The sequence below is a fragment of the Methylobacterium sp. R2-1 genome, from assembly GCF_014191355.1.
Classification (GTDB): domain Bacteria; phylum Pseudomonadota; class Alphaproteobacteria; order Rhizobiales; family Beijerinckiaceae; genus Methylobacterium.
The window spans coordinates 356153-381512 of sequence record NZ_JACHWM010000002.1; the positions used below are offsets into that span (position 1 = coordinate 356153).

Annotated in this window: 25 protein-coding genes; 13 read left to right on the plus strand and 12 right to left on the minus strand. The window is 69.1% G+C overall.

Annotation, left to right across the window (positions count from 1 at the left end):
• Positions 1-14: 14 nt before the first annotated feature.
• Positions 15-464, plus strand: coding sequence for a CopG family transcriptional regulator (locus FHU13_RS04265; RefSeq protein ID WP_183434724.1), 450 nt, complete (start codon positions 15-17; stop codon positions 462-464).
• Positions 465-555: 91 nt separating this feature from the next.
• Positions 556-1836, plus strand: coding sequence for a PHB depolymerase family esterase (locus FHU13_RS04270; protein WP_183434596.1), 1281 nt, complete (start codon positions 556-558; stop codon positions 1834-1836).
• Positions 1837-1898: 62 nt separating this feature from the next.
• On the opposite strand, the gene FHU13_RS04275 is transcribed toward FHU13_RS04270, so the two are convergent.
• Together FHU13_RS04275 and FHU13_RS04280 are read right to left on the minus strand one after the other, a co-directional pair.
• Positions 1899-2345, minus strand: a complete 447-nt coding sequence (locus tag FHU13_RS04275) for an NUDIX hydrolase (protein ID WP_183434597.1) — start codon at positions 2343-2345, stop codon at positions 1899-1901.
• A gap of 65 nt (positions 2346-2410) precedes the next feature.
• A complete protein-coding gene (locus FHU13_RS04280) occupies positions 2411-3244 on the minus strand; it encodes a 4'-phosphopantetheinyl transferase superfamily protein (RefSeq protein ID WP_183434598.1) in 834 nt (277 codons plus the stop codon).
• Positions 3245-3299: 55 nt separating this feature from the next.
• Here FHU13_RS04280 and ampC point away from each other — a divergent pair, with 55 nt between their 5' ends.
• Complete coding sequence (gene ampC / locus FHU13_RS04285) at positions 3300-4463, plus strand: class C beta-lactamase (RefSeq protein WP_183434599.1); 1164 nt, start codon at positions 3300-3302, stop codon at positions 4461-4463.
• A gap of 4 nt (positions 4464-4467) precedes the next feature.
• On the opposite strand, the gene FHU13_RS04290 is transcribed toward ampC, so the two are convergent.
• The gene (locus FHU13_RS04290; RefSeq protein WP_183434600.1) at positions 4468-4878 is read right to left on the minus strand and encodes a GNAT family N-acetyltransferase; all 411 of its coding nucleotides are present in this window, start codon (positions 4876-4878) and stop codon (positions 4468-4470) included.
• 10 nt (positions 4879-4888) lie between these two features.
• Positions 4889-7801, minus strand: a complete 2913-nt coding sequence (gene secA / locus FHU13_RS04295; RefSeq protein ID WP_183434601.1) for a preprotein translocase subunit SecA — start codon at positions 7799-7801, stop codon at positions 4889-4891.
• Positions 7802-8285: 484 nt separating this feature from the next.
• On the opposite strand from secA, the gene FHU13_RS04300 reads away from it, so the two are divergent.
• Together FHU13_RS04300 and FHU13_RS04305 are read left to right on the plus strand one after the other, a co-directional pair.
• The gene (locus tag FHU13_RS04300; protein WP_183434602.1) at positions 8286-9179 is read left to right on the plus strand and encodes a peptidylprolyl isomerase; all 894 of its coding nucleotides are present in this window, start codon (positions 8286-8288) and stop codon (positions 9177-9179) included.
• A 121-nt stretch (positions 9180-9300) separates the two neighbouring features.
• On the plus strand, positions 9301-9510 hold the full coding sequence (locus tag FHU13_RS04305; RefSeq protein WP_183434603.1) for a hypothetical protein: 210 nt from the start codon (positions 9301-9303) through the stop codon (positions 9508-9510).
• A gap of 320 nt (positions 9511-9830) precedes the next feature.
• On the opposite strand, the gene FHU13_RS04310 is transcribed toward FHU13_RS04305, so the two are convergent.
• The 3 genes from FHU13_RS04310 to FHU13_RS04320 are packed head-to-tail and all read right to left on the minus strand — an operon-like array spanning position 9831 to position 13063.
• Entirely contained in the window at positions 9831-10526 is a 696-nt protein-coding gene (locus tag FHU13_RS04310) for a uracil-DNA glycosylase (protein WP_183434604.1), read from the minus strand.
• A gap of 25 nt (positions 10527-10551) precedes the next feature.
• The gene (locus FHU13_RS04315) at positions 10552-12084 is read right to left on the minus strand and encodes a bifunctional metallophosphatase/5'-nucleotidase (protein WP_183434605.1); all 1533 of its coding nucleotides are present in this window, start codon (positions 12082-12084) and stop codon (positions 10552-10554) included.
• A gap of 7 nt (positions 12085-12091) precedes the next feature.
• Positions 12092-13063, minus strand: a complete 972-nt coding sequence (locus tag FHU13_RS04320) for a class I SAM-dependent methyltransferase (RefSeq protein ID WP_183434606.1) — start codon at positions 13061-13063, stop codon at positions 12092-12094.
• 203 nt (positions 13064-13266) lie between these two features.
• On the opposite strand from FHU13_RS04320, the gene hemH reads away from it, so the two are divergent.
• The 6 genes from hemH to FHU13_RS04350 all read left to right on the plus strand — a co-directional run bounded on the left by hemH (position 13267) and on the right by FHU13_RS04350 (position 19748).
• Entirely contained in the window at positions 13267-14349 is a 1083-nt protein-coding gene (gene hemH / locus FHU13_RS04325) for a ferrochelatase (RefSeq protein ID WP_183434607.1), read from the plus strand.
• 286 nt (positions 14350-14635) lie between these two features.
• On the plus strand, positions 14636-15205 hold the full coding sequence (locus FHU13_RS04330; RefSeq protein WP_183434608.1) for a F0F1 ATP synthase subunit delta: 570 nt from the start codon (positions 14636-14638) through the stop codon (positions 15203-15205).
• 76 nt (positions 15206-15281) lie between these two features.
• Entirely contained in the window at positions 15282-16811 is a 1530-nt protein-coding gene (gene atpA, locus FHU13_RS04335; protein ID WP_183434609.1) for a F0F1 ATP synthase subunit alpha, read from the plus strand.
• Between the two features lie 91 nt (positions 16812-16902).
• On the plus strand, positions 16903-17793 hold the full coding sequence (locus tag FHU13_RS04340) for a F0F1 ATP synthase subunit gamma (protein WP_183434610.1): 891 nt from the start codon (positions 16903-16905) through the stop codon (positions 17791-17793).
• Between the two features lie 24 nt (positions 17794-17817).
• Positions 17818-19266 (plus strand): F0F1 ATP synthase subunit beta, encoded by a 1449-nt coding sequence (gene atpD, locus FHU13_RS04345; RefSeq protein ID WP_183434611.1) that lies wholly within the window; start codon positions 17818-17820, stop codon positions 19264-19266.
• Between the two features lie 80 nt (positions 19267-19346).
• The gene (locus FHU13_RS04350) at positions 19347-19748 is read left to right on the plus strand and encodes a F0F1 ATP synthase subunit epsilon (RefSeq protein WP_183434612.1); all 402 of its coding nucleotides are present in this window, start codon (positions 19347-19349) and stop codon (positions 19746-19748) included.
• A 143-nt stretch (positions 19749-19891) separates the two neighbouring features.
• On the opposite strand, the gene FHU13_RS04355 is transcribed toward FHU13_RS04350, so the two are convergent.
• Genes FHU13_RS04355 through FHU13_RS04375 form a run of 5 tightly spaced genes read right to left on the minus strand, consistent with a single transcriptional unit; the run spans position 19892 to position 23222 of the window.
• Positions 19892-21190, minus strand: coding sequence for a CCA tRNA nucleotidyltransferase (locus FHU13_RS04355; RefSeq protein ID WP_183434613.1), 1299 nt, complete (start codon positions 21188-21190; stop codon positions 19892-19894).
• The gene (locus tag FHU13_RS04360; protein ID WP_183434614.1) at positions 21187-21444 is read right to left on the minus strand and encodes a DUF6111 family protein; all 258 of its coding nucleotides are present in this window, start codon (positions 21442-21444) and stop codon (positions 21187-21189) included. The genes FHU13_RS04355 and FHU13_RS04360 overlap by 4 nt, the downstream gene beginning before the upstream one ends.
• 52 nt (positions 21445-21496) lie before the next feature.
• Complete coding sequence (locus FHU13_RS04365; protein WP_409518476.1) at positions 21497-22210, minus strand: CoA pyrophosphatase; 714 nt, start codon at positions 22208-22210, stop codon at positions 21497-21499.
• Complete coding sequence (locus tag FHU13_RS04370; protein ID WP_183434615.1) at positions 22207-22791, minus strand: DUF1285 domain-containing protein; 585 nt, start codon at positions 22789-22791, stop codon at positions 22207-22209. The genes FHU13_RS04365 and FHU13_RS04370 overlap by 4 nt, the downstream gene beginning before the upstream one ends.
• On the minus strand, positions 22788-23222 hold the full coding sequence (locus tag FHU13_RS04375; RefSeq protein WP_183434616.1) for a PaaI family thioesterase: 435 nt from the start codon (positions 23220-23222) through the stop codon (positions 22788-22790). Before FHU13_RS04375 ends, FHU13_RS04370 begins: the two co-directional genes overlap by 4 nt.
• A gap of 201 nt (positions 23223-23423) precedes the next feature.
• Between FHU13_RS04375 and FHU13_RS04380 the strand changes: the two genes are divergently transcribed.
• Positions 23424-24434: an AAA family ATPase gene (locus FHU13_RS04380; protein ID WP_183434617.1), complete on the plus strand. Its 1011-nt coding sequence runs from the start codon at positions 23424-23426 to the stop codon at positions 24432-24434.
• 11 nt (positions 24435-24445) lie between these two features.
• A complete protein-coding gene (locus FHU13_RS04385) occupies positions 24446-25360 on the plus strand; it encodes a DUF58 domain-containing protein (RefSeq protein ID WP_183434618.1) in 915 nt (304 codons plus the stop codon).

The window sequence follows — 25360 nt, forward strand, 5'->3', positions numbered from 1 at the left end:
CGGGGATGAGCGCGATGATGAATGTGATGCAGGAGAGCCGGCCGGGCACCCCGATCGCAATGCGCGTCGGGGCCAGATCGAGCGACCACGAGAAGATCACGGTCAATCTCGGCTTCGTCGATCTCGGACATGTCGATCTGCTCGTCTCGGAGGGCGTCTACGCCAATCGTAGCGACTTCATCCGCACGGCGGTCCGCAACCAGATCGAGCGGCACGGCGACATCACCCGCCAATCGGTCGCCCGCAAACCGATCGAGGTTGGTCTGCGCCGCTACGGCCGGACCGAGCTGGAGACGGCGCGGGCGGCGGGAACACGGCTCGACATCCGCGTCCTCGGCCTCGCCGTCATCGCCGACGACGTTCCCGCCGATCTCGCCAGCGCCGCGATCGCCTCGATCGAAGTGCTCGGCAGCCTCCAGGCAAGCCCCGCCGTGAAGCGGGCGCTGGCCGACCGCCTGCTCTGATCCCGGACAATTCCGACTCCGGAGACCACTCCCTCCTCGGGACCCGCTGCGCTCGCGCGCGCCCGTCGCCGACCCGGAAAGCGAGACCCGCATGACCGAACGTCACAACGCCTTTTTCACGGACATGGCCGAAGCCACCCGCCTGACCCAGGCCGGGCGGCTCGGCGAAGCGACCGCCCTGATCCAGCGCGGTCTCGTTGCCGCGGGCCTGTCCCCCGAGGGACCTCGCCCGGTTGACGCCTCGGCCGCCGCGCCGAGACCACTGGACGGGGCGCCGCAGCTCGAAGGTCCGGCGCACCGGCTCGACGCGGAGGCGGAGGCCGCCCGGCATACGCCTGACGCGGCGCTGATCCCGGAGCGGCTTCGCGAGAACATCGACCAGATGATGCAGGGCCTGCGCTCCCTCGCACCCTCCCTGCAGGGGCTGGTGGGCGGTGGCCCGCACGCGCCCAGACCCAACGGCATCGGACCCGAGGATGTCGAGGCGGAGGATGGCCAGTTCGTCGAGCGCAGCTTCTCCAACGCGGCGGGCGCGCGGGACTACAAGCTGTTCATCCCGAGCCCGCGGAGCGGACGGCGCCCGCTCCTGGTGATGCTGCACGGTTGCACCCAGTCGCCGGACGATTTCGCGGCGGGAACGCGCATGAATGTGCTCGCCGAGGAGGAGGGGATCTACGTCGTCTATCCGCGCCAATCGGGCCGGGCCAACGCGCAGCGGTGCTGGAACTGGTTCGAGCCCGGCGATCAGGGCCGGGAGATGGGCGAGGCCGGCATCGTCGCGGGGCTCGTCCGTGCGGTCTGCACCGAGCACCCGATCGACCGGTCGCGCATCTACATCGCCGGGCTCTCGGCGGGCGGGGCGGCGGCGGCCAACATCGCCAGGGCCTATCCCGACCTGTTCGCGGGGCTCGGCGTACATTCGGGTCTCGCCGCGGGCTGTGCCCGCGATCTGCCCTCGGCCCTCTCGGCGATGCGCGTCGGCGCGCCCGGCGCGGCCGAGCCCGGCGGTGCCGCCGGCTTCGGTGCCGGATCGGTGACCCAGTCCCTGCGGGTGCCGACCATCGTCTTCCACGGCGAGGGTGACGGCACCGTTCATCCCCGCAACGCCGACGCCGTGCTGGCGCAGGCCGGCGTCGCGGTGCTGACGCCACAGCGGGAGAGCGGGACCGGTGGCGGCCACAGCTACACCCGCACCCGCTATGCCGACGAGACGGGCCGAGTGCAGGCCGAAGCATGGTCGGTGCAGGGTGCCGGCCACGCCTGGTCCGGCGGCAGCCCGGCGGGCAGCTACACCGACGCGAACGGGCCGGATGCCTCGCGGGCGATGCTCGACTTCTTCCTCAGCCACAGCCTGCCTGGCGCGCGGGGCTGAAGCCTCATTCCGAACGGCGGCCGCCGTGTGGAAAAAGATGATGCAAGATCGTTGGCCTCGCCTCACCGTGAGGCCAGCGCCGCCGCGAGCCCATCCGGAAACAGGGCGATGCCGTCCGGCAGGGCTCCCGGCCGGAGCCAGCGCGCGGTGCAGGCCGTGCCGTCGTCCTCGCTGAAACGGATCACGTCGCGGTCGTAGAAGGCCGCGTCGTGGAGGCGGATGTCGGCGGCGAAAACCATCTCATGGCCGAGCGCACCCTCGTGGCGGTAGATGTTCTCGAACACCGTCCAGGGGCCGGCGATGGTGACGCCGCAGCCGAACTCCTCCTGGAATTCCCGCTGCAAGGCCTGCTCGCGGGTCTCGCCGAAGGCGACGCTGCCGCCCGGCGGACGCGCGCCCTTGATCCGGCCGCCATCGTCGAGGACGTCGACCGCCAGCAGCGCGTCCCCACGCCATGCCAGCCCGATCACCTTGACGCGGATTGCTTGCGGCGGGCGCCAAGTCGTCATTGCTTCGTCGTCATCGCGGTTCGGTTCTTCCGATCACGGCTGCGGCCGATGCGACCGAGGGCCCGCTATTCGCCGGAGCCCCGCGCCGCGGCGTCGGCCAGAGCCCGTCGAAACGCCTCCCATTCCGCGGCGTCGAGCGCAAGCGTCACCGCCGGCGGGCGCGGCAGCACGAGGGCGGCAGCGAGATCACCGGCCGCGAGGCTCAGGCCCCGGTACTGCGCGAAGTTGGTGAAGGTGACGCCGAGTCCCGTCGGCCCCGCCTCGACGCTTCCGACCGCGAGCAGATCGAGCGGCACGGTGAGGCCGCAGCGCAGAGCCTTGGACAGGGCTTCCTTCAGGCACCACAGCCGCGTCAGCCGCTCGGCCTCCGGCGCAGCGAGGCAGGCCGCAAGATGGCGCCGTTCGGCCACCGTGGTCTGGCGCGTCAGCAGCGCGACGTTGGCCGGCCGGATCCGCTCCAGATCGATCCCCATCGGGCAGGCCTCGGGAAAGGCCAACGCCACGGCGACCGGACCGGCATGGGACAGGCTGATGCCGAGATTTGTTCCGATGCCCTCACCGGACAGAACCGGCTGCTCCAGCACACCGGGCCGGATCGCCAAGTCCCGCGGGTCGAGATCCGGCCGGAGCACGGCGAGTGCGCACTTGGCGGCGTAGCGTCCGATCAACAGGCCGTGGCGGCGGCGGGTGTGGAGACGGTCGGTGAGAAGCGCCTCCTCGTGCGCGTGGAGGAACCCGCCCCGATGGGCGTCGAGCCAATCCAGCGGCGCGCTCGCGAGCGCCAGGGCAGCCTGCAGCGGCCCGGTCCGGGGCGCGTCGAGCCCGAGGCGCAGGCTCCGTACCAGCGGGACGGCGGCCTCGGCTCCTGCCGCGCTTTCGGCGCTTTCCTCACCCGTCATGGCCGCCCGTCCGCCTCGCTTGCATGAGCCAAGAAGGAAACACGCCATTTCCGCAATGCGAAAGCTCGGGCTTTTCGCCCTCGCGCTGAGCGGCCTGCTGAGCGGCTCAGGTCCGGTGGAGACGGACGACGCTTCCGCGCGGATCGCCGACGCCGTGGAGCAAGCCTACCGCCCGCTCCTGAAGGCCTACGACGTGCCCGGCCTCGCCGTGGCCGTGACGCGGAACGGGCAATCCGCCGTCTTCACCTTCGGACTCGCCGACCGGGAGGGGCAACGTCCGGTGACGCGGGACACGCTGTTCGAGATCGGCTCGGTCAGCAAGACGTTCACCGCGACGCTCGCCGCCTCCGCGCGGGCGCTCGGCCGGCTCTCGCTCGACGACGCGCCGAGCCGGTTCCTGCCGTCCCTGCGGGGCAGCGCGCTCGACCGCGTCAGCCTGCTCAATCTCGGCACCTACACAGCGGGTGGCCTGCCGCTGCAATTTCCCGACGCGGTGGCCGACGAGGCGGCGATGATCACCTATTTCCGGCAGTGGCAGCCCTCCGCGTCGCCCGGGACGCGGCGGCTCTACTCCAATCCCAGCCTCGGCCTGTTCGGAGCTGCCACCGCGGCGGCACTCGGCGGCGATTTCGCCGAACTGGTGGAAGCCCGGCTGTTCCCGGGGCTCGGCTTGAAGCACAGCTTCATCCGCGTGCCCGCCGCCGAGAGGGAGCGCTACGCCTGGGGCTACGGCAAGGACGGCACACCGATCCGAGTCAATCCGGGCGTCTTTGACGGGGAGGCCTACGGGGTCAAATCCAGCGCCGCCGACATGATCCGCTTCGTCGAGGTCAACCTCGATCCCGGCCCCCTCGACGTGCCAACGCGGCAGGCGATCGAGGATACCCATGTCGGGTACTTCCGGGTCGGCGAGATGGTGCAGGGGCTCGGCTGGGAACAATACCCCTATCCGATTCCGCTGGATCGCCTTCAGGCCGGTAACGCCGCTCCGATGACGCTCGAGGCTCACGCCGCCGTGCGGCTCGATCCGTCGCTGGCGCCGAAGGGCGCGCGGCTGTTCAACAAGACCGGCTCCACCAACGGCTTCGGCGCCTACGTCGCCTTCGTGCCAGACAAGCGCATCGGCCTCGTCATGCTGGCCAACCGCAACGTCCCGATCCCGGCGCGCGTCGCAGCGGCGCATGCGGTGCTGGAGGCGTTGGCGGCCGAGGTTCCCTGATGCCTCAACGCTCCCGGTCGATGCGGAAGGCGTGCGGCACCCGCTTCATGCCGATGGCCTCGTAATAATCCTCGATGCCGGGCGCGGCGGTGAGCAGCAGGGAGGCCTCGGGGCCGGCCGCAGCCCGCGTCTCGGCGATGAGTCGGCGGCCGATGCCGCGGCCCTGGCCATCACGGACGACCGCGAGGTCGGAGAGATAGGCGCAGAAGGCGAAATCGGTGAGCGTGCGCGCCACGCCGACGACGCGCCCGTCGAGCCGGGCGGTGACGATCAGGTCGGACGCCCTCAGCATCCGATCGAGCCGCTCCAAGTCTTCGGCCGGCCGTCGCGGCGCAAGGCCGGATTCGACGAGGACACCTTGAAAGGTCTCCGCATCGAGATCCGGCTCCAGCCCGTAGACGACGTTGCCGCTCACCGGGGGAGACTCACGCATCGCTGGCGAAGCGGCCGTGGCAGTGCTTGTACTTCTTGCCCGAGCCGCAGGGGCAGGGCTCGTTGCGGCCGACCCGGCCCCAGGTGGAGGGATCGTCGGGCTTGCGCTCCAGCACCGCCGTGTCCGCCGAGAGGTCGCGCGCGGCGAAGCCGTAGGCGCCGCCCGCCCCGCCATCACTGCCGGAGCCGGCATAGGCGAACTCGTTCTCGCCGGTGGCCGGGTCGCGATGCTCGGGGAACATCGGCGGCAATTGCGGCTCGCCGAAACCGGCTCCTTCGAACCCGCCGTCAGCGAAGCCTTCCGGCTGCTGCTGCATGATCTCGACATGGGCGAGCTGGGCGGTGACCTGCTCGCGCAGGGCTGTGACGAGGCCGTTGAACAGCTCGAACGCCTCCGACTTGTACTCGTTGAGCGGGTCGCGCTGGGCGAAACCGCGCCAGCCGATCACCTGCCGCAGGTGGTCGAGGGTGACGAGGTGATCGCGCCAGAGGTGGTCGAGCACCTGCAGCACCACCTGCTTCTCGACATAGGCCATCACCTCCGCGCCGTTGCGCTCGACGCGGGCGGCGTAGGACTCGTCGGAGGCCTTGCGCAGGCGCTCGCGGATCTCCTCGTCGGCGATGCCCTCTTCCTTGAGCCATTCCTCGACGGGAAGATCGAGGTTGAGCACGTCGAGCGCGCGGTGCTTCAGCCCTTCCGCATCCCACTGCTCGGCATAGGCGTTCTCGGGGATGTGGACGGCCACGAGGTCGTCGATCACGCCGTGGCGCATCTCGTCCACGGTCTCGCGCACGCTGTCCTGGCCCATCAGGTCGCGGCGCTGTTCGAACACCACCTTGCGCTGGTCGTTCATGACGTTGTCGTACTTCAGCACGTTCTTGCGCATGTCGAAGTTGCGCGCTTCGACCTTCTGCTGCGCCTTCTCGATCGCCTTGTTGATCCAGGGATGGATGATCGCCTCGCCCTGTTCGAGGCCGAGCCGCTGCAGCATTCCGTCCATGCGGTCGGAGCCGAAGATGCGCATCAGGTCGTCCTTGAGGGACAGGTAGAACTTCGAGCGCCCCGGATCGCCCTGGCGACCGGAGCGGCCGCGCAGCTGGTTGTCGATGCGCCGCGATTCGTGGCGCTCGGTGCCGATGATGTAGAGCCCGCCCGGCAGGTCCTTCTTGCGGCCCGCTTCCGGGTCGGCCTTCTCGCCCGAGGCCAGCACCTTGGCGCGGTTCTCGGCGATCTCGGCCTTCAGGGCCTCGATCGCGGCGTCGCGCTCGGGCCCCTCGGCGAGGTGGCCGAGCTCCTTCTCGATGCGCATTTCGAGGTTGCCGCCGAGTTTGATGTCGGTGCCGCGACCGGCCATGTTGGTGGCGATGGTGATGGCACCCGGCACGCCGGCTTCCGCCACGATGTAGGCTTCCTGCTCGTGGAAGCGGGCGTTGAGCACGGCGAAGCGCCGGGTGACCCGGTTCTCGCGGGCGGCGGCGTAGACGTCGGTGAGCGCGTTCGGATCGGAATAGTCGAGCAGCGTGTAGCCGGCTTTTTTCAAGAGCTCGCCGATCAGCTCCGACTTCTCGATCGAGCCGGTGCCGACCAGGACCGGCTGGTGGCGCTGGTGCGCCTTGTCGATCTCCTTGATGATCGCTTCGTACTTCTCCTCGACGGTGCGGTAGACCTCGTCGTCCTCGTCGACGCGCTCGATCTCCTTGTTGGTCGGGATGTCGACCACGTCGAGCTTGTAGATCTCGGCGAACTCGTCGGCCTCGGTCGAGGCGGTGCCGGTCATACCGGCCAATTTCTTGTAAAGTCTGAAATAATTCTGGAAGGTGATCGAGGCGAGCGTCTGGTTCTCGGGCTGGATCGTCACCCGCTCCTTGGCCTCCAGCGCCTGGTGCAGACCTTCGGAGTAGCGCCGGCCCTGCATCATGCGGCCGGTGAACTCGTCGATGATCACGACCTCGTCGTTCTTGACGATGTAGTCCTTGTCGAGCGTGAACAGGGTGTGGGCGCGCAAAGCCTGGTTCACGTGGTGGACGATGGTGACGTTGTGGGCGTCGTAGAGGTCACCCTCCTTGAGGATACCCTCGGCCCGCAGCTCCTCCTCGATGAACTCGTTGCCGGCCTCTGTCAGCGAGACCTGCCGCTGCTTCTCGTCGAGATCGTAATGCTCGGGCGCCAGCCGCGGCATGATCGTATCGACCGCGACGTAGAGTTCCGAGCGGTCGTCGACGGGACCGGAGATGATGAGCGGCGTGCGCGCCTCGTCGATGAGGATCGAGTCGACCTCGTCGACGATGGCGAAGTGGTGCCCCCGCTGCGTCATCTGCGAGAGCTCGTACTTCATGTTGTCGCGAAGATAGTCGAAGCCGAACTCGTTGTTGGTGCCGTAGGTGATGTCGCAGGCATAGGCTTCCTTGCGCTGCCCGTCGTCGAGCCCGTGCACAATCGTGCCGACGGTGAGCCCCAGGAAGCGGTAGACCCGGCCCATCCACTCCGCGTCGCGGGAGGCGAGATAGTCGTTGACCGTGACGACGTGGACGCCCTTGCCCTCCAGCGCGTTGAGATAGACCGGCAGCGTCGCCACCAGCGTCTTGCCCTCGCCGGTCTTCATCTCCGAGATGCCGGACTCGTGCAGCACCATGCCGCCGATCATCTGCACGTCGAAGTGGCGCTGGCCGAGCACGCGCTTGGCCGCCTCGCGCACGGTGGCGAAGGCAGGAACCAGCAGGTCGTCGAGGCGGGTGCCGGCGGCGAGCTGATCGCGGAAGGCCTGCGTGCGGGCGCGCAGCTGCTCGTCGGACAGCGCACTGATTTCCGGTTCAAGCGCGTTGATGGCCGCCACGCGCGGGCGAAAACCCTTGACGCGGCGGTCGTTGGACGAGCCGAAAATCTTCTTGGCGAGGGCACCGAGCATCGTGAACCTGCGGTCGTGAGGTCGTCGCGGGCGGCATGTGAGGGCGCCGCCGGCCTGCATTGGGCGGGCTTATAGAGGTAAATATCCGCAGGCGCATCCGGTAGTGCCGGACCGGTCACCGGAGGTCGCTCGGGTCCTGCTTTTTGCCTGGCCTCGATCGCCGGCGCCCGACTTCGCGAATGTCTCGCGAATGTCTCGCGAATGTCTCGAGTGTCTCGGGCTTCCGCTCCGCTCGACGCATTTCAGGACCGAACCCCTGAAATGCCCGCTCCGGGTGGCACTCTTCGCGCCCGATAGGGGTGCCATCGACCTGCGGTCACGAGCGCGCGGGGCGATCAAGGCCACGCTTGCCTTTGCCCCCGAGAGGTTCCACCTGTGTCGCGCTTCGCGGCACCCGCCGCATCCCGACGAGCCCCGCGCGGGACGAAGCCGGACGGCAAAAGACCGGCCCGGCGGGGACGACGCCCAAGGAACGACGCTTCCGATGCCGATTCCGTTCTCCCTCCGGCGCGCGAGCGCCCTCGCGCTGATGCTCACCCTGCCCGGTATGGCCCTCGCACAGGCGCCCGCCGGACAGAAGACACCCAGCGCCCCCGCCTCGGCGGTTCCGCCGGAGACCGTAGTGGCGCGGGTCAACGGCCAAGCGATCACCGCCGCCGACCTCGCGCTCGCGGGCGAGGATCCGGCTCTGTCGCTGCCGGGTGTCGACGAAGGCGCCAAGCAGAACCTGCTCGTCGATTACATGGTCGACCTCAAGGTCGGCGCGCAGGCAGCCGAGGCTGCCAAGGTCGGCGATAGCCCTGAGTTCAAGCGCAAGCTCGCCTATTTCCGCGACAAGCTCCTGCTCGACGACTACCTCGAGCGCGAGGCCAAGAAGGCGGTGTCGCCGGAGGCCGCCAAGGCGCTCTACGACCAGACCGTGAAGTCGATGAAGCCGGAGGAGGAGGTGCGTGCCCGCCACATCCTCGTGGAGAGCGAGGACGAGGCCAAGAAGATCGCGTCCCGCATCAAGGGCGGTGAGGATTTCGCCAAGGTGGCCGGTGAGGTCTCGAAGGATCCCGGTTCCAAGACGGAAGGCGGCGATCTCGGCTGGTTTACCCAGGAGCGGATGGTGAAGCCCTTCGCCGACGCGGCCTTCAAGCTCGCGCCCGGCCAAGTCTCCGACCCGGTCAAGACTCAGTTCGGCTGGCACGTGCTGCGCGTGGAGGAGAAGCGAACGAAGCCGGTGCCGACCTTCGACGAGATGAAGGAGCAGATCGACCAGTACCTGACCCGCAAGGCGCAGCAGGACACCATCGTCAAGCTGCGCGAGGCGGCCAAGGTCGAGCGGACCGGCAGCAGCGATACGCCGGCCGGCGCCGACCCGAAGAAGCCCTAAGCCGGGGCCGAGGCCGCGCCATGCGCTGAGAACATGCCGGAGCGTCGGTATCTGGTATGCCAGATACCAGAGTGCGGTGCGATATACGCTTTATTGCAACGCACCAACGGACGTGCCCGCCATGATCGCCCTCGTCATTCTCGCCGCCGCCATCGCCAACGTGATTCTCGTCATGCTGCTGGCCGAGCGCTTCGGCTCCGAGGGCGACGTGCATGTCTCTGCCGGTGAGCTGACCAGCCTCCAGGCAACGGATCGCGCGCCCGCAGCGGCCTTCACGGTCACGCTGGCCAACGAGAACACCGCTGCCGCGGCGGCTAAGATCGCCGCGTAACGACCCCTTCGGTAAGCGCCCTCACCGGAGGCCTTCGATCGATCCGCGCCGCCCTCGACCGCACCACGGTCGGGGGCGTTTCGCTGCCGGCAGCTCTGTATCCGTCATGGCATTCGTCTTGGCGAGGCGAAGCCGAAGCTAGAGCATCGTCCTGAATATCGTATCCAGGACGATGCTCTAGACCCCTGTTTTGCATCGTCTTTTCCGAAAGCCGGCGGCCACCTTTCGGAACGATACTCTATCCAGGGCGCCTTCTCCTCCGACGAGGTCGCGCCGCTGGATCGCTTCGCAGCCGCTCGCGATGACGGAGCGATGCGCGGTTACAGCCGCCAGTCGATCGGCGCGCGGCCATGCGCTTCGAGCCATGCATTCGCCCGGTCGAACGGCCGCGAGCCCGGGAAATCCCGGGCGCGGTTGAGCGGGGAAGGGTGGCCCGAGGCGACGATGCCGTGGCGGCTCGTGTCGATCAGCGCCTCGCGGGCGCGGGCCTGGGCGCCCCAGAGCAGGAACACCGCCGGTTCGTCGCGGGCGGAGACGGCGGCCACCGCCTCGTCGGTGAGCTGCGACCAGCCGAGCCGCAGATGCGCCCCGGCTTTGCCGGCCTCCACGGTGAGCGCCGAATTCAGGAGCAGCACCCCGCGCTCCGCCCAAGGTGTCAGGTCGCCGGTGGAGAGGTCGGGCTGGCCGCCTTCAGGGGCGAGTTCGGCCAGGATGACCTTGAGCGAGGCCGGCAGGCGGCGCGGGCCGACATAGGAGAAGGCCAGCCCATTGGCGTCGCCCGGCGTGGGGTAGGGGTCCTGGCCGAGGATCACCGCCTTCACCTGGGGTAAGGGCGTCAGCGTCAGCGCCCGGAAGATCGCGGCGGGCGCCGGCAGCACCTTCGCTCCAGCGGCGACGCGGTCATCGACCTTCTTCGCGACCCGATCCGCCGCGCCCTCTCGGAAGAAGGGCAGGTCGAGCCAGGGGGAGCCGCTGGCGCGAAATGCGGCGAGCGCGACCTCAACGGGTCCGGTCACGTGAAGTCCCCTCTCATGGCCTTTCTCACGGCAGAACCCGAATTCGCCCTCCGGGCTCTGCCGGGAGCGGCGCGTGGGCGCGGATATAGGCCATCACCTCGTTGGCGAGCAGCCGCCCGTCGGTGCCGCCGATCAGGGTGCGGCCCTTGGCTAGCATTTCGTAATCGTTGCCGCCGCGCAGCATGAAGTCGTTGGCCGCCACGCGGTAGGTACGGGCGTCCTCCAACGGTGCGCCGCCGATGGTCGCGGACGCGACGCGTCGGCCGGGAGGCGCGCTCAGATCGAGGGTGACCTCGATCCCCGAGACCTGCAGGAACCGGCCCGAGGGGCGTCCGACATCCCGAAAGCCGTTCTCCAGCGCGTCGCGCAGGGTCGCCCCGTCGATCGCCACGAGCACCGTGGTGTTGCCGAACGGCAGTTCGCTCAGGATGTCGCGCCGGGTGAGCGCGGCGCCGGCCGGATAGAGCCGGTCGCCGCGGATGCCGCCGCCGTTCATCAGGCCGATCTCGGCCCCCGTGCCCGCCCGCACCGCGTCGGCGACGAGATCGCCGAAGCTCGATTCCCGCGCCCGCACCGTGGCGATCCGGCTGTCGAGTACGCCTTGCGTCGTACCGATCACGACGTCGAGCTCCCGCGACAGCTCGCCCCCGAGCCGGCGCACCACGGCGAGCGTGTCCGGATCGGGTGTCACCTCGGCGGTGTCGTGGATGCGGAAGGCGGCGCGCCAGCGCACCGATCCGTCGGCTTCCGGCGTGATGAAGACATCGACCGCCGTGACGTAGTGGGCGTCGTGGCTCGATTCGACCATCACCGTCTGCCCGTCGTCCCGCACGACGAGGTCGTGGTCGTGGCCCGAGAGCAGGATATCGACGAGGCGCGCCCGCACGATGGCGTCGTCGGTCACCCGCGCCGTGTGGGCGATGCCGACGATCATCTGCGCGCCCGCCTTGCGAAGGCGCTCCGCCTCGCGCGCCAGCGTCTCGATCTCGGGGCCGAAGCGCAGGTTTCCCGATTGCGATTTTTCCGGCGTCGCCTGCAGGGCGATGCCGACGAGGCCGAGGCGGATGCCGCCGAGTTCGATCAGCCGCGCATCCTCGATGCCGGGAAGTTTCTGGCCCTCAGACCCGCGCAGGTTGGCGGCGAGGAAGGGGAAGCGGGCCTCCCGCCGGCGCTCGGCGAACACCTCGGGGCCGAAGTCGAACTCGTGATTGCCCGGCACGAACACGTCGGGGGCGGCGAGATTCAGCAGTTCGACGATATGCGCGCCCCGGTCGAAGCCCGACATCAGCGAGGGCGAGAAGCTGTCACCGGCATGCGCGTAGAGCAGCGGCACGCCGCGGGCGCGCTCGGCCTTCACCACCGCGTTGAGCCGGGCAAAGCCGCCGCGCCCCTCCATCTCGTCCATCGCGTAGATGTCGTTGACGAGGAGCAGGGTGAAGGTCGGCGTGCCGGCGAGCGCCGCACCGGTGCCGGCTGCGAGAAGCCCGGCGCCAAGAAGCCCGGTGCCAAGAAGCCCGGTGCCGAGCCCGACGACAGTCTCGCGGCGGCTCGGGCGCATCACCGGCTCAGCGCTTGGTGAGCCCGCCCTTGCTCATCCCGTCCCGCACCGCCTTGGCATTGCGCCGCAAGGCCGGCCAGATCCAGGCGCCCGAGGCGAAGTAGAGCCCCGCCGACATCGGCTTCAAATCGACGGCCAGCCGGTCCGCAAGCCCCGGATTCTTCAGCGGCACGGCAGGCGCGTCGGTCTTGCGGTAGACCACGGTGGTGTCCTCGCGCCAGTACTCGGTATGCGGCACGAGGCCGGCGCGGCGGGCCAGCAGGTCGAAGGTCTCGCGCACGTAGCCGTGGACGTGGGCGAAGTGGAAGCGCTCGTGCGGCGGCTTGCCGGTGGCGGCCATGTTGGGCACCGCGGCGTAGAGGATGCCGTCGGGCTTCAGCCAGCGGGCGAGCCGCTCCATCGTCTCAGCCGGGTTGCGCAGATGCTCCAGCACGTGGTGCGTCGAGATCACGTCGAAATGGCCGGCGGGAAAGCGGTTCGGATCCTCGGCCTCGTCGAGCACCTCGACGCCGTGATGCGTGCGGGCAAAGGTCGCGTAGTCGCGGCCGGGCTCGACGCCGATCACCTCGCAGCCGCGGCTCTTGGCTTCCGCCAGGAACTCGCCGGAGCCCGAACCGAAGTCGAGCAACTGCGTGCCCGGCTTCAGTTTCGGCCCCAGCAGGTCGGCGCGGAACTTGGCCTCGCGGGCGGAGCGGTTGAGGTGGTGGCGCGGCGGCCCACCGGCGAAGGCGAGCTGGTAGTCCGCCCGGTAGGCGCTCGCATAATACTCGGCCAGCTCGTCCGGCGTCGGCATCGGATCGGTACGGATCAGGCCGCACTGGGTGCAAGCGATCGAGCGCAGGGTCTTGAGCCGGCGGTCGGTCTCGGCCACGGTGACGGCGTCGCGGCAGCCGCAGAGATTGCACGCGGCCGGCGCCCCCTCGTAGGGGTAGCCGGTGAACGGCACGAAGTGCTTCAGGAAGTAGCGGGGGGACGGCATGTCGCGCTGGCCTCCGGAGCGATTTCGGGCAAAGGGTTTGCCGAGATACTGGCCGGACTCTCCCGCGAGAGGTTTCTCTTTCGGGAGAGTCTTGGCCTTGGAAAGCCGCCTGCTCTAGATCGAACGGCCGGCCCGCACAACCGGATCGCTGGCCGCCTTGAGGCCGCGTTGAGGAAAGCGGGACGCCCGTGACCGGAAACCCGATGAACGAACGCGTCGAACCTCAAACCCTCTTTCGCGATCCCTTGCGCGATCCCGCGCGGGTTGCGCCGACTGCCCTGCCGCCCGACCACCCGGCGGTGAGGACGGGCCGCGTCGGCGTGCTGCTGATGAACCTCGGCACCCCCGAGGGCACGAGCTACTGGCCGATGCGCCGCTACCTCAAGGAGTTCCTCTCCGACCGCCGGGTCATCGAGGTGCCGCGGCTGATCTGGTGGCCGCTCCTGAACCTGATCATCCTGACCAAGCGCCCGGGGCCGAAGGGCCGCGACTACGCCAGCATCTGGAACAACGAACGCGACGAGGGGCCGCTCAAGACCATCACCCGCGGCCAGTGCGAGAAGCTCCAGACAGCGATGGGTGATTCCGTCGTGGTCGATTGGGCGATGCGCTACGGCAAGCCGGAGGTGTCCTTGCGCATCCAGGCGCTGCTGGATCAGGGCTGCGACCGCATCCTGCTGGTGCCGCTCTATCCGCAATACGCGGCGGCGACCTCGGCCACCGCCTGCGATCAGGCCTTCAAGGCCCTGATGCAGATGCGCTGGCAGCCGACCGTGCGAGTCTCGCCGCCCTACCACGACGACCCCGTCTACATCCGAGCCATGGCGGATTCGATCCGCGAGGGGCTGGCCAAGCTGGACTTCGAGCCGGAGGTGATCCTCACCTCCTTCCACGGCGTGCCGAAGAGCTACCTGCTCAAGGGTGACCCCTACCATTGCCAATGCCTCAAGACCGGCCGGCTGATCCGCGAGGCGATGGGCTACACGCCCGAGCAGATGCGGGTGACCTTCCAGTCGCGCTTCGGCAACGAGGAATGGCTCAAGCCCTACACCGACGAGACCGTGCAGGCGCTGGCCAAGTCCGGCGTGAAGCGCATGGCGATCGTGGCGCCGGGCTTTACCGCCGACTGCCTTGAGACGCTGGAGGAACTCGACGGCGAGAACCGCCACTATTTCGAGGAGAATGGCGGCGAGAAATACGCCTTCATCCCGTGCCTCAACGATTCCGACCTCGGCATGCGGGTGATCGAGCACGTGGTGCGGCGGGAGCTGCAGGGCTGGATCTGAAGGCGAAGGCCGGCGCGGATCGGACGGCGCTTCCGTGCGACGATCCGAGCCGGCTTCCCGCCAGCGGGGTCGCGGCCGACGAAGGCTCAACCATCGCCCTACATCGCCCTAACGTTGCCTTGCGCCCCCTCGGAACGCATGCTAGGCGACAGCCGCGCCGCGGGGAGGCCGATCAAGGCCTTCCGTGCCCGGTGCAATTCCAATCCCCACGGGTCTCACGCCGTCGCCGTCACGAGGCGAGTTCGAGCTTGAGGGGCCGGCGGGCAAGGATAAGAGAGAGCGACGGGTGGCGCAGAACGGTTCCGAGGGTCCCCTGTTGGCCGGTGTGGCGGGCCGCTACGCGTCGGCCCTGTACGAGCTGGCCCGCGACGAGGGTCAGGTCGATGACGTCGCGAAGAACCTCGATGCGTTCGACGCGCTCTATCGCGAGAGCGAGGATCTGCGCCGCCTCGTGAAGAGCCCGGCCTACTCGACCGCGGAGCAGACGGCCGCCGTGAGCGCCCTGCTCGAGCGGGCGGGCATCTCAGGGCTCGCCGCCAACTTCATCAAGCTTTCGGCCGCCAATCGCCGCCTCTTCGCGCTGCCGGGCATGATCCGAGCCTATCGCGAGCTGGTGCGCAAGGGTAAGGGCATCGTCCGCGCCGAGGTCCGCGTCGCGGAGAAGCCCTCCGACGCGGTCATCGAAGAGATCAAGGCCTCGCTGCGCGACGTGGCCAAGAGCGAGGTCGATCTCGATCTCCACATTGACCCGAGCCTGATCGGCGGCATCGTCGTCAAGATCGGCTCGCGCATGGTCGACGCCTCGCTCCGGACCAAGCTCAACAGCATTCGCCTCGCCATGCGGGAAGCTCGCTGAGCGGTCTCGAGAAGACCCTCGCGAAACCTCCCGACAGCCGAACAGACACGCCCCAGACCTTTAAAGAGGCCCGACGATGGACATCCGCGCCGCCGAGATCTCCGCGATCCTGAAAGAGCAGATCAAGAACTTCGGCCAGGAGGCTGAGGTCACGGAAGTAGGACAGGTACTCGCGGTCGGCGACGGCATCGCCCGCGTCTACGGCCTCGACAACGTCCAGGCCGGTGAGATGGTCGAGTTCGAGTCGGGCGTGCGCGGCATGGCCCTCAACCTCGAGCAGGACAATGTCGGCGTCGTGATCTTCGGTTCCGACCGCGAGATCAAGGAAGGCCAGACCGTCAAGCGCACCGGCGCCATCGTGGACGTGCCGGTCGGCAAGGGCCTGCTCGGACGCGTGGTCGACGGCCTCGGCAACCCGATCGACGGCAAGGGCCCGATCCAGTCGACCGAGCGTCGCCGGGTCGACGTGAAGGCTCCCGGCATCATCCCGCGCAAGTCCGTGCACGAGCCGATGGCCACCGGCCTCAAGGCGATCGACGCGCTGATCCCCGTCGGCCGCGGCCAGCGCGAGCTGATCATCGGCGACCGCCAGACCGGCAAGACCGCGATCGCGCTCGACACCATCCTGAACCAGAAGCCGGCCCATTCCGGCACCGACGAGAACGCCAAGCTCTACTGCGTCTACGTCGCCATCGGCCAGAAGCGCTCCACCGTCGCCCAGTTCGTGAAGGTGCTGGAGGACCAGGGCGCGATGGAATACTCCATCGTCATCGCCGCCACCGCCTCGGACGCCGCGCCGATGCAGTTTATCGCGCCGTTCGCCGGCTGCGCCATGGGCGAGTATTTCCGCGACAACGGCATGCACGCCGTGATCGTCTATGACGACCTCTCCAAGCAGGCCGTCGCCTACCGCCAGATGTCGCTGCTGCTGCGCCGCCCGCCGGGCCGCGAGGCCTATCCGGGCGACGTGTTCTACCTCCACTCGCGCCTGCTCGAGCGCGCCGCCAAGATGGGCGACGCCGCCGGCAACGGCTCGCTGACCGCGCTGCCGGTCATCGAGACCCAGGCCAACGACGTGTCGGCCTACATCCCGACCAACGTGATCTCGATCACCGACGGACAGATCTTCCTTGAGACCGACCTGTTCTACCAGGGCGTCCGCCCGGCGGTGAACGTCGGCCTCTCGGTGTCCCGCGTGGGCTCCTCGGCCCAGACCAAGGCGATGAAGAAGGTCGCCGGCAAGATCAAGGGCGAGCTGGCGCAGTACCGCGAGATGGCGGCCTTCGCCCAGTTCGGCTCCGACCTCGACGCCTCGACCCAGCGCCTGCTCAACCGTGGCGCCCGCCTCACCGAACTCCTGAAGCAGCCGCAGTTCTCGCCGCTGAAGATGGAAGAGCAGGTCGCGGTGATCTACGCCGGCGTGAACGGCTACCTCGACAAGCTCCCGGTCAACCAAGTCCGCCCCTTCGAGGAACAGCTCCTGAGCACGCTGCGCTCGAAGCACCAGGATTGGCTCGACTCGGTGCGCGACTCCAAGGACCTGTCGGATGCCAACGCCAACACGCTCAAGGGCGTGATCGAGAACATCGCCAAGTCCTTCGCGTAAGGCGGTCGACTAAAAGAGTAACGCCAGGCGGCCGCTTTCTCCGGAGAGCGGCCGTCGCCGAGACGTCCGCGAGCGATCTGGAAATCCGCCGATGCCGAGTTTGAAGGATCTGCGCAACCGCATCACCTCGGTGAAGGCGACGCAGAAGATCACCAAGGCGATGCAGATGGTCGCCGCCGCCAAGCTGCGGCGCGCCCAGAACGCCGCCGAGAACGGGCGGCCCTACGCCGAGAAGATGGCCCAGGTGCTCGGCAATCTCGCCGGCAACCTGATCGGCGGCGTCGGCGCCCCGCGTCTGCTGTCCGGCACCGGACAGGACCGGGTGCACCTGCTCGTCGTGTGCACCGGCGACCGGGGCTTGGCCGGCGCCTTCAACTCCTCGATCGCGCGTCTGGCCCGCGACCACGCCAACCGGCTGATGGCCGAGGGCAAGACCGTCAAGATCATCACGGTCGGAAAGAAGGGCCTCGACGTCCTGCGCCGCCAGTTCCGCGACCAGATCATCGCCTCGCGCGACATCCGCGGCAACAAGCCGGTCGACTATCCCTTCGCCGCCGAGATCGCCGACGACATCCTCGCCCGCTTCGAGGCCGGTGAGTTCGACGTGGCGACCCTGTTCTACTCCGAGTTCCGCTCGGTGATCTCGCAGATCCCGACGGCGCAGCGGATCATCCCGGCCGAGCTTCCGGCCGCCGACGGCGCTGCCGCCAAGGGCGCCGGCTCGGACGCGGCGATGGAGTTCGAGCCGAACGAGGAGACGATCCTCGAGACGCTCCTGCCGAAGAACCTGACTGTTCAGATCTTCCGGGCGCTTCTGGAAAACGCCGCCTCGGAGCAGGGCGCGCGCATGAGCGCCATGGATTCCGCGACCCGCAACGCGGGCGAGATGATCAAGAAGCAGACGCTGGTCTACAACCGCACGCGTCAGGCCATGATCACCAAGGAACTCATCGAGATCATTTCGGGCGCGGAAGCGCTCTGACCGCCGCATAGAGGATTCATCGCAATGGCGAACACCGCTTCCCCCACCTCGGCTTCCAAGGGCCGCATCACCCAGGTCATCGGTCCGGTCGTGGACGTGCAGTTCGACGGCTACCTGCCGGAGATCCTGAACGCGCTGGAGACCAAGAACCAGGGCAACCGCCTCGTGCTCGAAGTGGCGCAGCAGCTCGGCGAGAACACCGTCCGCTGCATCGCTATGGACACCTCGGAAGGTCTCGTACGCGGCCAGGAGGTCTCCGACACCGGCGCGCCGATCCGGGTGCCGGTCGGCCACAACACGCTCGGCCGCATCATGAACGTCATCGGCGAGCCGATCGACGAAGCCGGCCCGATCGAGGCCGACACCTACCGCGCCATCCACCAGCCGGCCCCGTCCTACGACGAGCAGTCGACCGAGGCGCAGATCCTCGTCACCGGCATCAAGGTGGTGGACCTGCTCGCCCCCTACGCCAAGGGCGGCAAGATCGGCCTGTTCGGCGGCGCGGGCGTCGGCAAGACCGTGCTGATCATGGAGCTGATCAACAACATCGCGAAGGCCCACTCGGGCTATTCGGTGTTCGCCGGCGTCGGCGAGCGGACCCGCGAGGGCAACGATCTCTACCACGAGATGATCGAGTCCAACGTCAACAAGAACCCCAAGGAGAACAACGGCTCGGCCGAGGGCTCCAAGTGCGCGCTGGTCTACGGCCAGATGAACGAGTCGCCCGGCGCCCGCTCCCGCGTGGCGCTGACCGGCCTGACCATCGCCGAGCAGTTCCGCGACGAGGGCCAGGACGTGCTGTTCTTCGTCGACAACATCTTCCGCTTCACGCAGGCGGGCTCCGAGGTGTCGGCGCTTCTCGGCCGCATCCCCTCCGCGGTGGGCTACCAGCCGACGCTGGCCACCGACATGGGTGCCCTGCAGGAGCGCATCACCACCACGACCAAGGGCTCGATCACCTCGGTGCAGGCGATCTACGTGCCGGCGGACGACCTGACCGATCCGGCGCCCGCCACCTCCTTCGCCCACCTCGACGCCACGACCGTGCTCTCGCGCTCGATCGCCGAGAAGGGCATCTACCCGGCCGTCGACCCGCTCGACTCCACCTCGCGCATGCTCTCGCCGGCGATCCTCGGTGAGGAGCATTACGACGTGGCCCGCCGCGTCCAGCAGACCCTGCAGCGCTACAAGTCGCTCCAGGACATCATCGCGATCCTGGGCATGGACGAGCTCTCGGAAGAGGACAAGCTGACGGTGGCCCGCGCCCGCAAGATCGAGCGCTTCCTCTCGCAGCCGTTCCACGTCGCCGAGGTCTTCACCGGCTCGCCGGGCAAGCTCGTCGCGCTGGAAGACACGATCAAGGGCTTCAAGGGCCTGGTCGAAGGCAAGTACGACGACCTGCCGGAGGCCGCCTTCTACATGGTCGGCTCCATCGAGGAGGCCCAGGAGAAGGCCAAGAAGCTCGCCGCGTAAGAACGGCCAACGCTTCCAACCCGGCGCGCGGGACCGAGAGGATCCCGCGCGCCGCTCAACCTCTCGCGGACACCTGACGCATGGCCACCTTCCAGTTCGATTTCGTCGGCCCCGAGCGGACGCTGTATTCCGGTGAGGTCGAGGCGGTGCAGCTTCCCGGCGTCGAGGGCGAGATGACCGTGCTGCCGGGTCACGCCCCGGTGCTGACCGCCCTCAAGGTCGGCGTCATCACCGTCACGGAGACGGCCGGCAACGGCAAGCGCATCTATGTCCAGGGCGGCTTCGCCGATATCGGACCGACGCGCGTGACGGTTCTCGCCGAGCGCGCCGCCCCGATCGAGGAACTCACCCCCGCCATGATCGACAAGGAAATCGAGGCGGCGGAACTCGCCCGCGATGCGACCCAGGACTACGCCAAGCGCGAGGCTCTGAACGCTCAGATCGTTCAGATGCAGGAAGCCAGGCACACGCTGAGCCTCTGATCGTCTCGGAGTTTCGGATTTTGGAAGGCGCCGGGAGACCGGCGCCTTTCTTGTTTCCGGTTCAGAGTGCCTTACAAAACTCCCGGTCACCGACCGTTCTCGCTTTGGCGACGAAAGCGCGGCGGGAGTTTTGTGAGAGACACTCAGCCGGCTCGATCGTCACCGGACCGGGACAGCCGCGCCACGTCCAGCGCCCGCACGATCAGCCGCTCGCGCGCCTCGGCATCGTCCGGGCATCCGCTGGCGAGCCAGAGTTCCCGGGCCGCCCTCAACCCCGCGCCGACCGCCCGGCCCGGCGGCACGCCGCGCTCAACGAGGTCGGCGCCTGTCACGGGGAAAACCGGCCGCGTTCCGGCGGCTTCCATCCGATCGAGCCTTGCGCGCGCTTCCGGCGTCACGAGCGGGCGCGGCTCGCCGTCGAGGGCGATCAGCACCTCGCGAAGCGGCCCGGCGCCGTGGGTGGCGACCAGAGCCGGCACCGCGTCGGCCTCGATCGTTGGCCGGCCGTGAAGGACCGCGAGTGCCGCGGCGTAGCCGGTGAGGCGCGCGTGCTCGGCCCGCGACAGGCGAAGGCTTGCCTGCAGCCGGTCCGCGTCCTCGGTCGTGCGCACGGTGAGCGCCGCGAAACGGGCGGTGGCGTCGAGTTGCGGCTCGACCGCCGCGCTGCGGGCGAACCGCCCGAGTTCGCCAACGCCGCCGAGGATGCGCAGCAGCAGGCCGGTCTCGCTCAGAGCGGCCACCGCATCGACGGCGCGAGGGGCAAGCAGCAGCTTCAGGAATTCGGTGCGCACCCGCTCCCGCGAGAGCCGATCCAGGCTGTCGCGGGCCGCGATGGAGGCGGCGAGCCCCTCTTCATCCGGCGCGCCGCTGCCGTAACGGGCGTGGAAGCGGAAGAAGCGCAGCAGCCGCAAGGCATCCTCGCGCAGGCGGGTCGCGGCGTCGCCGATGAAGCGCACCCGGCCGGCGGCGAGGTCGGCGACACCGCCGGTCGTGTCGTGCAGGCACCCGTCCGGATCGAGCGAGAGCGCATTGATGGTGAAGTCGCGCCGCTCGGCATCCCGCGAAAAGTCGCGGCCGAAGCGCACCACCGCGTGACGCCCGTCGGTCTCCACGTCCTCGCGCAGGGTCGTCGCCTCATGCGGCTCGCCTCTGACGACGAGGGTGACCGTGCCGTGCTCGATCCCCGTCGCCGCCGCCTTGATCCCGGCAGCGCGGGCGCGGGCCATCACCGCCTCCGGCAGCAAGGTGGTGGCGAGGTCGATATCGCTGACATTTGCGCCGAGCAGCGCGTCGCGAACGCAGCCGCCCACGAGACGCGTCTCCTCGCCGGGCGCATCGAGCGCCGCGAGGCAGGCCTGCACACCCTCCCGGGCCAGGAGGCGAGCGGGGCCGTCCGCGGCAAGGGGTGGGGGAAGGGGTAGGGAAAGCGTGTCGGCGCTCATCGAAAATGGCCCGGCACCAGCCGTCCGTTCTCATAGCGCGGCGGCTCATAGCCGTCCTGGGTGCGCTCACCGGTCAGTCCGGCCATGACCAGCGAGGCGACGACGATGAACAGCCCGGCCAGGATCAGCCGTGTCCATTGCGGCTTCCACTCCGCATGATCGAGCGGCGAGCGCCGGGCGAACAGCAGCCAGCCTGCGAAGGCCAGGAAGGGCAGGGAGAACAGGAGGATTTCCTGAAGGACGAGGCGGAGCATGGGTGGCGCAATCTGCGAGGGGCCGTAGGGCGCCCGTCAAGCGTCGAGACGTTCAGGGATAGAGATGTTCTTGGAGGTTGTGCACGATCCCCGCCGTGACGCCCCAGATCAGGTGTTCCGCGAAGGGGATGGCGTAGAAATAGCGCGTCCGGCCCTTCCATTCCGCGGAACGGACGAGATGCCGCGCCGGGTCCATCAGAAAGGCGAGCGGCACCTCGAACACCGCATCGACCTCCGCCGGGTTCGGCCGCAAGACGGCGTCGCGCGCCACGAGGCCGACCACCGGCACCACGAGGAAGCCGGTGCCCGACAGATAGGGATCGAGGTAGCCGAGCGGGCGCACCGCACCGCCCTCGAGGCCGATCTCCTCCCACGCCTCACGCAAAGCGGTATCGATCGGCGAGGTGTCCTCGGGATCGACCTTGCCGCCAGGGAAAGCGACCTGGCCCGAATGATCGCGCAGATGCGCCGCCCGCCGCGTGAACAGCAGCGTCACGCCCTCGGGTCGGTCGATCACCGGCACCAGCACCGCAGCCGGCCGGTGCGGCGTGGTGGGCGCGACGGCGAAGCCCTCGGGTTGAAGGTCGTGGTCGCCGCGGGGATTCGACAGAGGCACGCCCGGCCCAGGCGGCACGTGGCTCAAGCGGGTTTCCGCCCGCGCGAGAAAGGCGTCGAGGCCGTACACGTCCGCAGGTCCATCCCCCACAGACCTTGCCTCCGCAGACTTCGCCTCCGAGGACCCTGTCGCTGCCTCAGCCAGCCTCATGCGGCCTCGCCCGCGGGGGCGATGCGGTGGAAATGGCCGCCGGCCCAGAGGCCGAACCACGCCTGCCCGTCGATCTCACGCTCCTCGCCCATCTCCACGAGGTCATAGGTGAGGGGGCGGCTCACCAGGGCCCAGAGGCCGCGGCGAACGTGGAGATAGGGTTTCAGACCCTCCGCCCCGTCCTCGAAGCGCAAGCGGTGGTCGGTATCGGCCGGCACGAGGTCGTCCACGTTGGTGCGGAAGGCGATGCGGCGCGCCTCGCCCTCACCCTCCACCGCCATCTCCACGGCGTTGAAGGGCGCGTCGTCGACGGTGATGCGCACCCGCTCGGCGGGGGTGACGAGCACGGTCGAGCCGTCCGGTTCCTTACGCAGGATCGAGGCGAACAGCCTGACGAGCTTGGGCCGCCGGATCGCCGAGCCGTTGTGGAACCACGTGCCGTCGGCACCGATGCGGATGTCGATCGCGCCGCAAGGCTCCGGGTTCCATTTCTCCACCGGCGGCAGGCCGCGTTTGCCGATCTCGCCGAGGGCGGCACTGAGGCGGGCCAGCGCCGGATCGTCGGATGTGCTCTGGGTCATGACTTGTCGCCGGGCTTCTCCCGCAGAACCTTCCAGATTCCCGTCACCGCCGCCAGCGGCCGGCCGCCGCTGGTCAGCGTCCCGCGCACGAAGACGAGGGACGAGGTCTTCCGCACGATCTCCGGCACGGTCTCGATCAGGTCGCCGATCTGCGCCGCGCCGACGAACTGGCTCGACATCTCGACGGTCACGGCACGGGCTCCGTCGCAGGCGTCGCGCACGACGATGCTGAGCGCCCGATCGGCGAAGGTCAGCAGCATGCCGCCATGGACGATGCCGACGAGATTGCCGTGCCGCTCGTCCGTGCGGAAGGCGAACGCTTTCGTGCCCTCGACCGTCCGGTGATAGACCGGCCCGACATGGGCGATGAAGCCCGGATCGGTGAAGGCCTCCCAGCCGTCGGGAAAGGCCGTGCGCTCCTCGTCCGTCATCCGGTCTCGCCTCCCCGAGCTGCTGGGCCCTGAACCCCGCCACGATGCACGATGTCGCGGGCGTCCTGCCCTTCGCGCCTGGAGCGCCCATATAGTGCCGTTCTGCCGCGCGGCAGCGCCGCGCTTGCGTTCGGCCCGCGTTCGGCGCCAGACTCAAGCACTTTCCGGGCATCCGAGCCCGGTCATCGCAAGGTTCACTTCATGGCACAGGGCGCCGGACCGGCCAGCACTACGAGCCTCGACGACGGAATCGTCGCCACCGCCGAGACCTGCCTCGCCGCGATTCATGAGGCGCGGGAGGCGATCCACGGGGTCATCTTCGGTCAGGAGGCGATCGTCGATCTGGCGCTGGTCACGATCCTGGCCGGTGGTCACGGCCTCCTGGTCGGCCTGCCGGGTCTGGCCAAGACCAAGCTGGTGGAGACGCTGGGCACGGTTCTCGGGCTGGATGCCCGCCGCGTGCAGTTCACGCCGGACCTGATGCCCTCCGACATCCTCGGCACCGAGATCCTGGACGAGGATGCCGAGCGCCGCCGCTCCTTCCGCTTCGTCAAGGGGCCGGTCTTCACCCAGCTCCTGATGGCCGACGAGATCAACCGCGCCAGCCCGCGCACGCAATCGGCCCTGCTCCAGGCGATGCAGGAGCACTTCGTCTCGGTGGCGGGTGAGCGCCACGACCTGCCGCGCCCCTTCCACGTTCTGGCGACGCAGAACCCGATCGAGCAGGAGGGCACCTATCCGCTGCCCGAGGCGCAGCTCGACCGCTTCCTCCTGGAAATCGATGTCGGCTACCCGGACCGCGCCGCCGAGCGCCGCATCCTGATCGAGACCACCGGTGTCGAGGATGCGCGGGCCAGGACCGTGATGAACACCGAGCAATTGCTCACGGCGCAGCGCCTGGTGCGGCGCCTGCCGGTGGGCGATGCGGTGGTCGATGCGATCCTCGACCTCGTGCGCTCGGCGAGACCGGAAGGTGGCGACCCGGCCATTGCCAAAAAGCTGCTGTGGGGGCCGGGCCCCCGCGCGAGCCAGGCGCTGACGCTGGCGGTGCGCGCCCGCGCGCTGATCGAGGGCCGCGTCGCGCCCTCCGTCGCGGACGTGAAGGCGCTGGCCGAACCGGTGCTCAAGCACCGCATGGCGGTGACCTTCGCCGCGCGGGCCGACGGCGAGACGGTGACCGGCCTGATCGGCCAGCTCGCCGCCAAGCTCTGAGCCCGCTGCGGATGGCCTCCACCCGGCTCGTCGAGGCCGAGAGCCGCCGCCCCGGCGGACCCGAGACCGGCGGCGCGCTGGCGCTCGCCGAGGTGATGCCGCGCCTCGTGCTGGAATCGCGGCGCGTCTCCGGCACCCTGGCGCACGGCCTGCACGGGCGGCGTCGCGCCGGGCCGGGCGAGAGCTTCTGGCAATTCCGCCCCTTCGTCACCGGCGAGGCGGCGGCGCGCATCGATTGGCGCCGCTCGGCCCGCGACGACCGGCTCTACGTGCGCGAGCGCGAGTGGGAGGCGGCCCACAACATCTGGATCTGGATCGATCGCTCCGCCTCCATGGGCTTCGCCTCGGAACTGGCCCAGACCTCCAAGGTCGAGCGTGCGCTGGTGCTGGGGCTGGCGCTGGCCGACACCTTTGTCGAGGGCGGCGAGCGCGTCGGCCTGCTCGGGCTCACCCGCGCCAGCGCCTCGCGCGGCATCGTCGAGACTCTGGCCCAGGCGCTGGTCAACGACCGGGCCGGGCTGACCCAGGACCTACCGCCGCCTTCGAGCCCGGGCCGCTTCGACGAAGTGGTGCTGGTGAGCGATTTCCTAAACCCCCTCGACCGGGTGCGGGAGGCGGTGCAGGCCAATTCCGTCCACGGCAACCGCGGGCACCTCGTGCTGGTGGCCGATCCGGTGGAGGAGACCTTCCCCTTCACGGGTCAGGCCGTACTGCACGATCCGGAAGCGGGCCTGAGCCTCGATATCGGCGAGGCGGGCGCCTGGGGCGAGGCCTATCGCACGCGCATCGCCGCGCACCGCGACGGCCTGTCCGAGATCGCCCGGCAGCGGGGCTGGACGCTGACGATCCACCGCACCGACCGGCCGGCGAGCGAGGCGGCCCTGCGGCTCCTCACCCTCGTCGCCGCCGCGCGCGGGCTCGGCTGA

Bases quoted from the DNA above. Each gene is read 5' to 3' on its own strand.
- FHU13_RS04265 (WP_183434724.1), top strand. From the start codon at position 15: ATGATGAATGTGATGCAGGAGAGCCGGCCGGGCACCCCGATCGCAATG.
- FHU13_RS04270 (WP_183434596.1), top strand. From the start codon at position 556: ATGACCGAACGTCACAACGCCTTTTTCACGGACATGGCCGAAGCCACC.
- FHU13_RS04275 (WP_183434597.1), bottom strand. From the start codon at position 2,345: ATGACGACTTGGCGCCCGCCGCAAGCAATCCGCGTCAAGGTGATCGGG.
- FHU13_RS04280 (WP_183434598.1), bottom strand. From the start codon at position 3,244: ATGACGGGTGAGGAAAGCGCCGAAAGCGCGGCAGGAGCCGAGGCCGCC.
- ampC (WP_183434599.1), top strand. From the start codon at position 3,300: ATGCGAAAGCTCGGGCTTTTCGCCCTCGCGCTGAGCGGCCTGCTGAGC.
- secA (WP_183434601.1), bottom strand. From the start codon at position 7,801: ATGCTCGGTGCCCTCGCCAAGAAGATTTTCGGCTCGTCCAACGACCGC.
- FHU13_RS04300 (WP_183434602.1), top strand. From the start codon at position 8,286: ATGCCGATTCCGTTCTCCCTCCGGCGCGCGAGCGCCCTCGCGCTGATG.
- FHU13_RS04305 (WP_183434603.1), top strand. From the start codon at position 9,301: ATGATCGCCCTCGTCATTCTCGCCGCCGCCATCGCCAACGTGATTCTC.
- FHU13_RS04315 (WP_183434605.1), bottom strand. From the start codon at position 12,084: ATGCGCCCGAGCCGCCGCGAGACTGTCGTCGGGCTCGGCACCGGGCTT.
- FHU13_RS04320 (WP_183434606.1), bottom strand. From the start codon at position 13,063: ATGCCGTCCCCCCGCTACTTCCTGAAGCACTTCGTGCCGTTCACCGGC.
- hemH (WP_183434607.1), top strand. From the start codon at position 13,267: ATGAACGAACGCGTCGAACCTCAAACCCTCTTTCGCGATCCCTTGCGC.
- atpA (WP_183434609.1), top strand. From the start codon at position 15,282: ATGGACATCCGCGCCGCCGAGATCTCCGCGATCCTGAAAGAGCAGATC.
- FHU13_RS04340 (WP_183434610.1), top strand. From the start codon at position 16,903: ATGCCGAGTTTGAAGGATCTGCGCAACCGCATCACCTCGGTGAAGGCG.
- atpD (WP_183434611.1), top strand. From the start codon at position 17,818: ATGGCGAACACCGCTTCCCCCACCTCGGCTTCCAAGGGCCGCATCACC.
- FHU13_RS04350 (WP_183434612.1), top strand. From the start codon at position 19,347: ATGGCCACCTTCCAGTTCGATTTCGTCGGCCCCGAGCGGACGCTGTAT.
- FHU13_RS04355 (WP_183434613.1), bottom strand. From the start codon at position 21,190: ATGAGCGCCGACACGCTTTCCCTACCCCTTCCCCCACCCCTTGCCGCG.
- FHU13_RS04360 (WP_183434614.1), bottom strand. From the start codon at position 21,444: ATGCTCCGCCTCGTCCTTCAGGAAATCCTCCTGTTCTCCCTGCCCTTC.
- FHU13_RS04365 (WP_409518476.1), bottom strand. From the start codon at position 22,210: ATGAGGCTGGCTGAGGCAGCGACAGGGTCCTCGGAGGCGAAGTCTGCG.
- FHU13_RS04370 (WP_183434615.1), bottom strand. From the start codon at position 22,791: ATGACCCAGAGCACATCCGACGATCCGGCGCTGGCCCGCCTCAGTGCC.
- FHU13_RS04375 (WP_183434616.1), bottom strand. From the start codon at position 23,222: ATGACGGACGAGGAGCGCACGGCCTTTCCCGACGGCTGGGAGGCCTTC.
- FHU13_RS04380 (WP_183434617.1), top strand. From the start codon at position 23,424: ATGGCACAGGGCGCCGGACCGGCCAGCACTACGAGCCTCGACGACGGA.
- FHU13_RS04385 (WP_183434618.1), top strand. From the start codon at position 24,446: ATGGCCTCCACCCGGCTCGTCGAGGCCGAGAGCCGCCGCCCCGGCGGA.